The following is a 12,130-nucleotide window of genomic DNA, read 5'->3' on the forward strand; positions in this document are numbered from 1 at the left end:
AAGTACGCTCTAGCACTTTGAATGTGCGCATCGTGCTTTCCGAAAATCGGATCGATTTTGGGCCGATGCGAGAGGAGAGGATCTTGAAGATGACGATTGCGCAAAGACTGCTTTCGGCTGGCATTGCCGCGGCCGCTACGGTCGCGTTGGCGGCCTGCACGACAACCGGCCCAGGCGAGCCGCCGGTGATCACCGCCAAAGGGGTTGAAGGCTCCTGGATCGACGCGCAGGGCACGGGCTTGTCCACCTTCAAGGGCGGCAGCTTCGCGACCGTCGCAACCGACACCGGCCAGAAGCTTGCCGATGGCAGCTACACCATGACCGGCGGCACCTCGGTCGAGATCCATGGCACTTCGCTGATCCGCCAGACGCCAATCAGCTTCAACTGCTTGATGGTCTCCACCAGCCAGCTCAATTGCACCAGCGCGAGCGGACAGAATTTTGTGCTGACCAGGCGCACCTGAAATCCGATTCCGAATTTACTTTGCACAAGGGCGGCGGCTTCAAGCCGCCGTCTTCTTGCGCCGGCAAAGCTGATGCCGATTTCAGCTTGCATCGACTGAAACGCGATGTGAACATGGCCTGAGAGGGCTGTTACATCCCAGTCAAACAAGAGCGTTAACGCCACTGGTCAAGTCACCCGGGAGACGAGAATGAAGAAGATTGCTGCCATCGCCGCGCTGTCGGCATCGGCGCTTGGCCTGTCGGCTGGGGTATCCTTTGCCGACTACACGCTCAACATCCTGCACATCAACGACTGGCACAGCCGCATCGAGAGCAACAACAAGTACGAATCGACCTGCTCGGCCGAGGAGGAGACCAAGGGCGAATGCGTCGGCGGTGCCGCCCGCCTGGTCACCGCGATTGCGCAGGAGCGCAAGAAGCTGGAGGGCCAGAACGTGCTGCTGCTCAGCGCCGGCGACAATTTCCAGGGCTCGCTCTTCTACACGACCTACAAGGGCAAGACCGAGGGCGAATTCCTCAACCAGATGAAATTCGACGCCGAGGCGCTTGGCAACCATGAGTTCGACGATGGCGAGTCGGCGCTGGTGCCGTTCCTCGACATGATCAAGTTTCCGGTGCTCGGCGCCAATGTGAAGGCCAATGCGCAATCCAAGCTCGGCGACCGCGTCAAGCCGTCGATCGTGGTCGAGGTCGGCGGCCAGAAGATCGGCATTGTCGGCGCGGTCACCAACGACACGCCGGAGCTTGCCTCGCCTGGCCCGAACATCGCCATTGAAGATGACGTCAAGTCGATCACCGCCGAGGTCGAGAAACTGAAGCGAGAGGGCGTCAACAAGATCATCGCGGTCACCCATATCGGCTACAAGCGCGAGCGCGACGTGATCGCCAATATCCCGGGCATCGACGTGGTGGTCGGCGGCCACAGCCATTCGCTGCTGTCCAACACCGACCCCAAGGCGGAAGGCCCATATCCGACGATGGTCGACAATCCGGACGGTTACAAAGTGCCTGTCGTGCAGGCGGCGTCCTATTCGAAATATCTCGGCGAGTTCAAGGTCGTGTTCGACGACAACGGCGTCGTCAAGGAGGCAAGCGGCGATCCCATCCATCTCGACAAATCGATCACGCCCGACCCCGCCGTGCTTGCTCGCATCAAGGAACTCGGCGCGCCGATCGAGGCCTTGAAGAACAAGGAAGTCGCCGAGACCACCAAGGCGATCGACGGCAGTCGCGAAAACTGCCGCGCCCGCGAATGCGAGATGGGCAATCTGGTCTCCGACGCCGTCCTCGACCGGGTCAAGGGCCAAGGTGTCGAGATCGTCATCTCGAATGGCGGCGGCTTGCGCGCCTCCATCGACCAGGGCACCGTCACCATGGGCGAGGTTCTCACCGTCCTGCCGTTTCAGAACACGCTGGCGACCTTCCAGATCTCCGGCAAGGATTTGGTTGCCGGCCTCGAAAGCGGCCTCAGCCAGGTCGAGGACGGCGCCGGGCGCTTCCCGCAGGTTGCCGGCCTGAAATATGCGTTCGACAAATCGGCGCCGCCTAACGGACGCGTCAAATCGGTCGAGGTCATGGAAGGCGGCGCCTGGACGCCGATTAAGCCGGACAAGGATTACCTGGTCGCCACCAACAACTATGTCCGCCAGGGCGGCGACGGCTACAAGGTGTTCGCCGAGAAGGCCAAGAACGCTTATGATTACGGCCCGGGGCTGGAACAGGTCGTCGCCGACTACCTAGGCGCGCACCGGCCCTATACGCCGAAGCTCGACGGCCGCATCACCGAGATCGCCGCGACCGTGGCCCCGGCCGCAGAACCTGCCAACCCTGCCGAACCGCCAAAGCCTGCTGAGGCTGCGCCGGCAAAGCCTGCTGAGCCGGCAATGCCCGAAATGCCGGCCGGCTCTGGCGACATTTCCAAAACACCACCGGCCGTCCCGGCTGAAACAGCGCCGGCACCCGCACCCGCCGAGCCGGCCCAGCCGGCGGCACCTGCGGCTCCGGCCACACCGGCTCCGGCGACCCCTGCTCCGGCTGAGCCGGCACCGGCCGAAAGCAGCCATGTAATCGTCGCCGGCGATACCTATTGGGATCTCGCGGTGAAGGCTTATGGCGACGGCACCAAATGGAAAATAATCTCCGATGCCAACAAAGCCTACGAGCCACGCCGCCTTCCGGTCGGCGCAACCTTGACGATCCCGGCGGCCTCGAAGTAATCCAGCCGCAGGAACGCAATGCACCCGCCCGGCAGACCGGGCGGGTGTTGCATTTCTGGGATAAGGTGCGGCCAGACGCAGCATTTGAAAACCGGCGCGGCATCGCTACTTTCGCCGCGGCACCGTTGGTTCGCGGTGTTGGAGAACCTCATGACGCTTGCCAACCCTGCTGAAATCAAAGCCGAGAAGACTGCCGCCTCGCCGTCGGCAGGGCGCCCTCTGGTCAGGACCGGCAAGGTCGGCGTCATGCTGATCAATCTCGGCACCCCGGACGGCACCGGCTTCAAGCCGATGTGGCGCTACCTCCGGGAGTTCCTGTCCGATCCGCGCGTCATCGAGCTCAACAAGGCGATCTGGTATCCGATCCTCTACGGCGTGGTCCTCACCACCCGGCCGAAGAAATCAGGGGCCAATTATGCCAGGATATGGAACCGGGAGCGCAACGAGTCGCCGCTGCGAACCTACACCCGCGCCCAGGCCGAGAAGCTCGGGCTCGCGTTCGGCGAGCTACCCAATGTCGTCGTCGACTGGGCGATGCGCTACGGCAACCCTTCGACCGAGAGCGTGGCCGAGAGACTGGTCGAGCAAGGCTGCGACCGCATCCTGTCTTTCCCGCTCTATCCGCAATATTCGGCGACGACGACTGCGACTGCCAACGACCAGCTGTTTCGCGCGCTGATGAAGATGCGCCGCGCCCCGGCCATTCGCAGCGTGCCACCCTATTACAACGAGCCGGCCTATATCGAGGCGCTCGCCCGTTCGATCGAAAAGCATCTGGCGAGCCTCGACTTCGAACCGGAAATTGTCATCGCTTCCTATCACGGCATTCCGAAACCCTATTCCGACAAGGGCGACCCCTACCAGGCCCATTGCCTCGAGACGACCCGACTGCTGCGCGAAAAGCTCGGCTGGGATGAAAACAAGCTGATTACCACCTTCCAGTCGCGCTTCGGCGCGCAGGAGTGGCTGCAGCCCTACACCGACAAGACGGTCGAAAGACTAGGGCGCGAAGGCGTGAAATCGGTCGCCATCGTCAATCCAGGATTTTCCGTCGACTGCATCGAGACGCTGGACGAGATCGGCAGGGAAGCGTCCGAGACCTTCCATCATGCCGGCGGCGAAAAGTTCGCACACATCCCTTGCCTCAACGACAGTGCCGAGGGCATGGCGGTGATCGAGGCGATGGTGCGGCGCGAGCTGTCCGGCTGGGCCTGAACAGATCACCCGTCTATGCACCCGCAATCCGTGATCACCTGATTGTAACATTGCTGAAACACACTTAAGTGTTTGGTGGAATCGGTCGCGTGGAATATCCAACATGGCCGGCCTTTGAGGGGAGAGCCAAATGGGTTTCAGTGGTTTTGATATCGCGCTTCTTGTTCTTGTCGCCCTTGTCGTGCTGGTGCTTATCAAGGGCATCCGAACAATTCCGCAAGGCTATAATTATACAGTCGAACGTTTTGGCCGTTACACCAAGACATTGAACCCAGGCCTCAACCTGATCGTGCCTTTCGTCGACCGTGTCGGCGCCAAGATGAACATGATGGAGCAGGTGCTCGACGTTCCGACGCAGGAGATCATCACCCGCGACAATGCCACCGTTGCCGTTGATGGCATCGCCTTCTATCAGGTGCTCAACGCGGCGCAGGCCGCCTACCAGGTCTCCGGCCTGCAGAATGCGATTCTCAATCTCACGATGACCAACATCCGCACCGTGATGGGCTCGATGGACCTCGACGAACTTTTGTCGAACCGCGACGCCATCAACGAGCGCCTGCTGCGCGTCGTTGACGAGGCGGCGCACCCCTGGGGCATCAAGATCACTCGTGTCGAGATCAAGGACATCAACCCGCCGGCCAATCTCGTCGAATCGATGGGCCGACAGATGATGGCCGAGCGCAATAAGCGCGCGCAGATCCTCGCCGCCGAAGGCCTCAAGCAATCGCAGATCCTGGAGGCCGAAGGCCGCAAGGAAGCCGCCTTCCGCGATGCCGAGGCGCGCGAGCGCTCGGCCGAGGCTGAAGCACGCGCCACGCAGGTGGTGTCGGAGGCGATTTCCAAAGGCGACGTGCAGGCGCTCAACTACTTCGTCGCGCTGAAATACACCGAAGCGCTGACCAAGATCGGCTCAGCGACAAATAGCAAACTCGTGCTGATGCCGATGGAGGCCTCATCGCTGATCGGCACGCTCGGCGGTATTGGCGAAATCGCCAAGGAAGTTTTCCGAAGCGAAGGCACCGCCGGTGCCGCACGACAGGCCGCCCGCCCGCCGGTCGTTCGTCCGAGCGAAACCTGAGGCCACAGCCATGCTCGACCGCATTGTTTCTGAACTCGGCCCGTGGAGCTGGATGGTCCTCGGCTTCGTCCTGCTGGTAATGGAGGTCATCGCGCCGGGCATTTTCATGCTGTGGATCGGCATTGCCGCGCTGTTGATCGGCGTCGTCTCACTGCTCGTCTGGGATGCCGGTTTCTGGACCTGGCAAGTCCAGGTCCTCGCCTTCCTCGCGCTGTCGCTGGTCTCGGCCTATGTCGGCAAGCGGCTGGTGGGCGGGCGCCATGATGAAACCGACCAGCCCCTGCTCAACCGTCGCGGCGCACAGATGGTCGGCCGGACGGCGACCCTTGCCGAGCCGATCAAGGACGGGCGCGGCCGCATAAAGCTGGGCGACACGTTGTGGCGCGTCTCCGGCCCTGACCTGCCGGCCGGCACGCAAGTGCGCGTGACGGGCGCCGCTGATACCGACCTGGAACTGACGGTCGAGGCGGTCTAGAAGCCCGCTAGGCAGCACCGATGCGCAGCAGGTCGTGCAGATGGACGAGCCCGATCGGCCGCCTGCCTTCGACCACCATCAGGCTGGTGATAGCCGAGTCGTTGATCGTCTGCAGCGCCGTCGCAACAAGCGTGTCGGGCGCGGCCATTTTCGGCTCTTTGGTCATCACCTGATCGACGCTCATTGCCAGGAGATCGCTGCCGATATGGCGCCTGATGTCGCCATCGGTGATGATGCCGATCAGCTTGCCGTCCGCGGCAGTCACGGCCACGCAGCCAAACCCCTTGCGCGACAATTCGAGGATTGCCTCGCGCATGCCGGTACCTGACGACACCAGCGGCAGCCTGTCGCCGACATGCATGATCTCGCGGATCTGCGTCAGGTTGGCTCCGAGCTGGCCGCCGGGATGGAACGTGCGGAAATGGTCCGGGGTGAAGCCGCGTGCCTCGAGGAGCGCGATGGCCAGCGCATCGCCCATCACCATTTGCAATAGTGTCGAGGTCGTCGGCGCAAGCCCGTGCGGGCAGGCTTCCGGTGCTCGCGGCAGCAGAAGCACAACGTCGGCCGCGCGCGCCAGAGCCGATTTTTCACCCGCGGTGACCGCGACCAGCGGGATCGAGAAGCGCCTCGAATAGGCGATGATGCCCTTGAGCTCAAGGCTTTCGCCCGACCACGAAAGCGCGATTATGGCGTCGTTTCTGGCGATCATGCCAAGGTCGCCGTGATTGGCTTCGGCAGGGTGGACGAAGAAGGCCGGCGTGCCGGTCGAGGCGAGCGTTGCGGCGATCTTCGAGCCGATATGGCCGCTTTTGCCGACCCCGGTGACGATGACGCGGCCATCGATCTGCGACACCATGCCGACGGCTCGTGCGAACGGCTCGGCCAGCCCGTTTTCGAGAGCGTCTGCCAGTGCCGCGACGCCGGCCTGCTCCGTCGCCACGGTTCTCAGCGCCGAGGCAATCGCGGCCTGCCCGTCATGCCGCTTCCTGTCTGGGGATTTCACGTCCATGGACGATGCGATTAGCGCTTCGGCGCGCGCCTGTCCAACGGAATTGCCGTCCCGAACCTCCTGACGGGCCATGCCTCAACGCTCCGTTAACCATCCCCATTTACGGTTTCGTAAGTATGGCGCGCGTGCGCCGCGCAAGCAGTGGTGCCGATGTCCGGGTTTCAGCCTCAAAACAAAATGGGACGAAAGGGCAAGGCGGTTTGCGCTTTGCTGCTGGCAACCAGTGTCTTTGCGTTGTCGCGGCCGGCACTGCTTTGCGCCCAGGAAACCGAGCTGCGCGGCGAGGTTTCGGAATCGACAATCCTGGACGACCAGCAGTACAAGATCAGGCAATCGAGCATAGCCGGAACCCAAGCCGCACAGGCTGCTGCAACCGCCAACGACAATACGCCGCTGCCTACCTATCGCCCGGCCAGCCAAGGGGCGTTGCCTGACGACGGCACGGGCGAGGCGGCCAAAACCGGCGGCACTTTCGATCAACCAGCGGCCATCGGCGATCCATTTCCCGACAACCCTGCTCCGCCCCCCCGACGGCGGCCAAGCGCGACGCAACGCGCCGCCAATGCGGCCAACGCCGAAGACGAGACCGCTGACAGCCAGAAGCGCAAGAGAACCGCGACTGCAGCCGCGGCGGCGACCGACGACACCGATACCGCCGCCATAGACGAGCAGGATACGGTCAACCGCCGTGCCGTCACCATCGATTCCGCCGAGAGGCTCAAGCTCGACCCTGGCGCCGAGCGCACCGAAGCCATCGAAGGCCAGGACAACAAGAACGAGGACGACCCGTTCGCCGCCACCGGCATCAAGCTCGGCTCCTTCGTGATCCGGCCGACGCTCGAGCAAGGCCTGACGTCTTCGACAAACGCCGATTCGAGCAGCCTCGGCAAGCCGGCCTTGCTGTCGGAAACGACGCTGCGCTTCAACGCCGTCTCCGACTGGCGGGAGAATTCGGCGACGGTTGAGGGCTATGGCATCTTCCGCGAAACCTTGTCCGGCTATGACATTCACGAGGCGCAAGGCCGCGTCGACGGCACACTCAACATCGATCTCGACAATGATCTGCGCGCCATCGCCAAGCTGGGCTATGAGGCCTTGCCCGAATCGGCCTCGGCGCCGGACGCGGTCGTCGGCGCCGTTGGCCAGCCGGTGCGCCAGACCGTGAACGGCAGTCTCGCCGTCGAGAAGGATGCCGGCAAAATGCGCTTCGCGCTGACTGGCGCGGTCGAGCACGACATCTTTGGCGACGCCAAGCTTTCGTCGGGCGGATCGCTGTCGCAGAAGGGCCGCGACTCGACGCTCTACACGGCCATTTTGCGTACCGGTTACGAGATCTCGCCTGCCATCACCCCGTTCACCGAAATCGAGATCGGCCGGCGCGCTTATGATTTGCGCGTCGATCCAAACGGCTTCCAGCGCTCCTCGACCAGGCTTGGCGCACGGGCCGGCGTCGAGCTCGATCTCCGCGAGAAGCTTAGCGGCGAGTTCTCGGTCGGCTGGCTGCGCGAAGCTATCGACGACGATGCCCTGCCGGCTATTTCGGGCGCGACGGTCAATGCCGATCTCAAATGGTCGCCGGAACGCGGCACCACGATCGGGCTCACCGCACAGACGACCGCCGAGAACACGACGAATGCGGGCGAAAGCGGCGACATGCTCTATTCCGGCAGCCTCACCGGCGAGCGGCAGATCCGCGCCAACCTGACCGGAAATGCCGCTCTCGGCCTTGAATGGCGCGACTATACCGGCTCCGACGATCATGATTTGACGCTGAGCGCCGAGGCTGGGCTGACGTGGTGGCTGAACCGCTACACCGGGCTCACCACCCGCGCCAGGACTGAAAAACTGACCAGCAACCTGGTTGGGCGCGACTACACGGCCAACAGTATCTTCGTCGGCTTGAAGTTGCAGCGCTAAATGCATGTCGCGCAAAAGTGTGCAGCGGTTTTGCGATAACGACTTGCGTAAAACAAGAACCTAAAGCGCGTCGCATGAGGCCGGTCGAACGCGGCGCGCTTTAGCCGATCAGCGCGGCAACCGGTGTTGAAACTACAAGGCTACGCCGCGGCGTTCTGACGGCGCGAGTTCGTCGAGAAGCGTGCGAATGACACCGGCCATGCTGGCATTCATGTCTCTGCGCCACAGTGCGAAGGCAACGTTGGCCTCGACGAAGCCTTCGGGCGAGCCGCAGTCGAACGTCCGCCCGCGGTAGTGGTAGCCGTAGAAGGACTGTTGCTTCTGCAGCTTCAGCATTGCATCGGTGAGCTGGATCTCGTTGCCGGCGCCTTTTTCCTGACCTTCGAGTATCTTGAATATCTCCGGCTGCAGGATATAGCGCCCGTTGATGTAGAGGTTCGACGGCGCCGTGCCGGTCTTCGGCTTTTCCACCATGCCGGTGATGCGGAAACCGTGATGCGCGTCCTCGCCGCGGCCGACAATGCCGTATTTGTGCGCCTCGGCCGGATCGCATTCCTGCACGGCGACGATGTTGTTGCCGGTCTCGGCGTAAAGCTCGACCATGTCCTTCATGCAGCTTTTTTCCGACTGCATGATCATGTCGGGCAACAGCAGCGCAAAGGGCTCGTCGCCGACGAGCTCGCGCGCGCACCAGACGGCGTGACCAAGGCCGAGCGGTACCTGCTGGCGGGTGAAGCTGGTCTGCCCCGGCGCCGGCTGCAGCCGCTGCAGGCGGGCGAGCTGGTCGTCCTTGCCGCGCTGCGCAAGCGTGTCGTAGAGCTCGAACTGGACATCGAAGTGATCCTCGATGACCGCCTTGTTGCGGCCGGTCACAAAGATGAAATGCTCGATCCCGGCTTCGCGCGCCTCATCGACCACATACTGGATGACCGGCCTGTCGACGACAGTCAGCATTTCCTTGGGAATGGCCTTGGTGGCGGGGAGAAAGCGCGTGCCGAGACCGGCAACCGGGAACACTGCCTTGCGAACTCTCTTCATGTGCCAATTATCCATTTGCATGACTGTTCGGCAATCCCGATTCGAGACATTTTCATGCCGAAATCGAGGATTACTGAACGGCGGGTCAGAAATCTCAGCTGGTAAAGCATTGACGCATCTTTTCACCCCGGACGACACCTATGGTAAACCAAATGCTAACCGGGTTCGGCGATGAATAGTCTTCCTGAGATGAAGAAGGAGGAAAAGATGTCCGTTCGCAACGCCGCAAGGCGCTTCACCAGCGTCCTGACGGCCGCCAGCCTCTCGCTTGCCTTGCTCATGCCCAGCGGGTCGGCTTTTGCCGATGCCGGCTTCCGCCAATGGGTCGCCAGCTTCCGTGCTACCGCCGTGGCGAGCGGCGTTTCCGGCTCCGTCTACGACCAGGCATTCAAGGGCATCAACGATGCTGACCCGGTGGTGCTGGAAAAGGCCCGTACTCAACCCGAATTCACCGCACCCGCTTGGGATTATTTCGACAACCGCGTCCATGACCAGTCGGTCGCCGTCGGCCAGCAGATGGCAAGGAAATGGAAGCCTTGGCTGGACAGGATCGAGGCAAGATACGGCGTCGACCGCTACATCCTGCTGGCCATCTGGTCTATGGAATCTAACTACGGCGAAACCCTCAAGCGCGATGATATCATGCGCAATGTGGTGCGCTCGCTGGCGACGCTTGGTTATGCCGACCCGAAGCGAGCGAAATTTGCCCGCACCCAACTGATCGCGGCGCTGAAGATCCTGCAGACCGGCGACATCGACGAAAGCCATCTCAGCGGCTCATGGGCCGGCGCGATGGGCCATACCCAGTTCATCCCCACCAGCTACCAGTCCTATGCGGTCGATATGGACGGCAACGGCAAGCGCGACATCTGGAATTCGATTCCCGACGCACTGGCGACAGCCGCCAATTTGCTGAGGAAGAACGGCTGGCAGGCAGGCAAGACCTGGGGTTATGAGGTCAGCCTTCCGGACGGCAAGAAGCTGCCCGGAGGCTCGAAGTCGCTGTCGCAATGGCAGGCGTTGGGGGTCAGCCGTGCCAACGGCAGGCCGTTCAAGAACGGTGCGGACAAGGCGACGTTGAAGCTGCCCGGCGGCCGCGGCGGGCCGGCTTTCCTGATGATCAAGAATTTCTCGGTCATCAAGCGCTACAACAATGCCGACAAATATGCGCTCGCCGTGGGCCTTCTTGCCGACGAAATTGCCGGCTATGGCGGGCTTGTGCAGGACTGGAAACGACCGTTTACCAAGCTCTCCTTCGAGGAAAGGCAGGAGCTTCAGAAGCGACTTTCCGAGCACGGCTATTACGACGGCAAGTTCGACGGCAAGATCGGTGACGGATCGAAAACCGCCATCATGGCCTTCCAGGCAAAGGCTGGCTTGACCCAGGACGGGTATCCGAGCAAGGAAGTGCTCAAATGGCTCAGGCAGAACTAGAGCCGGTTGCGGGATGGAGAGGGTGATTGGTTTCGGCTGCGCGCATCCGGTTAATCGTTCGTCGCGTGCCGATCCTCGTTCTGGCGATCGCCGTTCTGGCAGTCGGCTCCGCCAGTGCCTTTCATACCGCGGCCATGGCGCAGGAGCCGGAAAGTCGTGGCTGGTCGCTGCGCGACCTGTTGTTTCCGCGCAGAAGCGAGCGGTTTGAGCAGCCGCCGCCCGAATTCCAGAGAGAATTCCAGAGAACAAAGCCCAGGCCCAAGCTGAGAAAGCCCCGGTCAGTTCGCCGGCCGCCGCCGGCCGAGCCGACAACCCCGGTGGCCGAGAAGGCGCCGGATGCACGCGTCGTTCTGGTGGTCGGCGATTTCATGGCGTCTGGGCTGGCTGAGGGGCTCGACGCCGCCTTTGCCGAGAACACCGGCGTCAGGATCGTCGTCCGTGCCAACGGATCGTCCGGCTTCGTGCGTGACGATGTCTACAACTGGCCAGACCAGGTCAAGTCGCTGATCGCCGCCGAAAAACCGGCAGCCGTCGTCGTCATGCTCGGATCCAACGACCGGCAGCAGATGCGCGTCGGCGATGTGCGCGAGCAGCCGCGATCCGAAAACTGGACCAAGGAATACGAGCGCCGGACCGAAGCGTTCGGCAAGGCCATCGCAGCAACCAAGGTGCCGTATCTGTGGGTTGGCATGCCGGCCTTCCGGGTCTCGAAAATGACCTCCGACATGCTGGCCTTCAACGACATCTTCCGCTCGTCCGCCGAAAGCCACGGCGGCGAATTCGTCGACGTCTGGGACGGGTTCGTCGACGAGAACGGCGCCTTCATCACCAGCGGACCGGACATCAACGGCCAATCGGTGCGCCTGCGCTCCGACGACGGCATCAACATGTCGAAGGCCGGCAAGCGCAAGCTCGCCTTCTATACCGAAAAGCCGCTGATGAAGATCCTTGGGCTGGCCGCGCCGGGAAGCGTGGTCCCGGCTTCTGCCCCGGCCGGCGCTCCCGTCGAGGCGCCGTCACCTGCTGCCGCACCGATAGCTGTCGATCGCACCGTGCCGATGCTGCTCAGCGATCCGGCGCTGGACGGCGGCTCGGAACTTCTCGGCGCCGCCCCGCCGGCAAAAGCGGACAAGCATTTGCCGGGCGAAAGGCTGGTAATCGAGGGCAAGGCGCCCGACGCCTCACCGGGCCGTGCCGACGATTTCTCGTGGCCACCCAAGACACAGCCTGCGACGGCGGCCGCATCCGATACGACGACGGCGATCCGCCAGTAAACAGAA

The 12,130-nt window shown here is 62.7% G+C and carries 10 protein-coding genes; 8 read left to right on the forward strand and 2 right to left on the reverse strand.

Translation table 11 applies throughout. The features are described from left to right. Positions 1-89: 89 nt before the first annotated feature. From omp10 to NKJ32_RS10880, 5 genes are all read left to right on the forward strand, one after another. On the forward strand, positions 90-464 hold the full coding sequence (gene omp10, locus NKJ32_RS10860; RefSeq protein ID WP_023720183.1) for an outer membrane lipoprotein Omp10: 375 nt from the start codon (positions 90-92) through the stop codon (positions 462-464). Positions 465-653: 189 nt separating this feature from the next. Beyond that, positions 654-2,681 carry a 5'-nucleotidase C-terminal domain-containing protein gene (locus NKJ32_RS10865; protein ID WP_352568137.1) on the forward strand — a complete coding sequence of 676 codons (2,028 nt, stop codon included), beginning with the start codon at positions 654-656 and terminating at the stop codon, positions 2,679-2,681. 150 nt (positions 2,682-2,831) lie between these two features. Further along, on the forward strand, positions 2,832-3,896 hold the full coding sequence (gene hemH / locus NKJ32_RS10870) for a ferrochelatase (RefSeq protein WP_352568139.1): 1,065 nt from the start codon (positions 2,832-2,834) through the stop codon (positions 3,894-3,896). A 130-nt stretch (positions 3,897-4,026) separates the two neighbouring features. After that, positions 4,027-4,977 (forward strand): SPFH domain-containing protein, encoded by a 951-nt coding sequence (locus NKJ32_RS10875; protein WP_352568140.1) that lies wholly within the window; start codon positions 4,027-4,029, stop codon positions 4,975-4,977. Positions 4,978-4,987: 10 nt separating this feature from the next. Further along, positions 4,988-5,452 (forward strand): NfeD family protein, encoded by a 465-nt coding sequence (locus NKJ32_RS10880; protein ID WP_352568141.1) that lies wholly within the window; start codon positions 4,988-4,990, stop codon positions 5,450-5,452. A gap of 7 nt (positions 5,453-5,459) precedes the next feature. Here NKJ32_RS10880 and NKJ32_RS10885 read toward each other — a convergent pair whose 3' ends face one another. Next, positions 5,460-6,461 carry a KpsF/GutQ family sugar-phosphate isomerase gene (locus NKJ32_RS10885; RefSeq protein ID WP_352568315.1) on the reverse strand — a complete coding sequence of 334 codons (1,002 nt, stop codon included), beginning with the start codon at positions 6,459-6,461 and terminating at the stop codon, positions 5,460-5,462. 150 nt (positions 6,462-6,611) lie between these two features. Between NKJ32_RS10885 and NKJ32_RS10890 the strand changes: the two genes are divergently transcribed. Further along, positions 6,612-8,378 (forward strand): outer membrane beta-barrel protein, encoded by a 1,767-nt coding sequence (locus NKJ32_RS10890; RefSeq protein ID WP_352568142.1) that lies wholly within the window; start codon positions 6,612-6,614, stop codon positions 8,376-8,378. A 132-nt stretch (positions 8,379-8,510) separates the two neighbouring features. On the opposite strand, the gene galU is transcribed toward NKJ32_RS10890, so the two are convergent. Then, positions 8,511-9,416, reverse strand: a complete 906-nt coding sequence (galU, locus tag NKJ32_RS10895; RefSeq protein WP_023675387.1) for a UTP--glucose-1-phosphate uridylyltransferase GalU — start codon at positions 9,414-9,416, stop codon at positions 8,511-8,513. A gap of 207 nt (positions 9,417-9,623) precedes the next feature. On the opposite strand from galU, the gene NKJ32_RS10900 reads away from it, so the two are divergent. Together NKJ32_RS10900 and NKJ32_RS10905 are read left to right on the forward strand one after the other, a co-directional pair. Continuing rightward, positions 9,624-10,850, forward strand: coding sequence for a lytic murein transglycosylase (locus NKJ32_RS10900; protein ID WP_352568143.1), 1,227 nt, complete (start codon positions 9,624-9,626; stop codon positions 10,848-10,850). A 26-nt stretch (positions 10,851-10,876) separates the two neighbouring features. Beyond that, positions 10,877-12,124: an SGNH/GDSL hydrolase family protein gene (locus tag NKJ32_RS10905; protein ID WP_352568145.1), complete on the forward strand. Its 1,248-nt coding sequence runs from the start codon at positions 10,877-10,879 to the stop codon at positions 12,122-12,124. Positions 12,125-12,130 lie beyond the last annotated feature (6 nt).

Source organism: Mesorhizobium sp. M0159 (assembly GCF_040322295.1).
Taxonomy (GTDB): domain Bacteria; phylum Pseudomonadota; class Alphaproteobacteria; order Rhizobiales; family Rhizobiaceae; genus Mesorhizobium.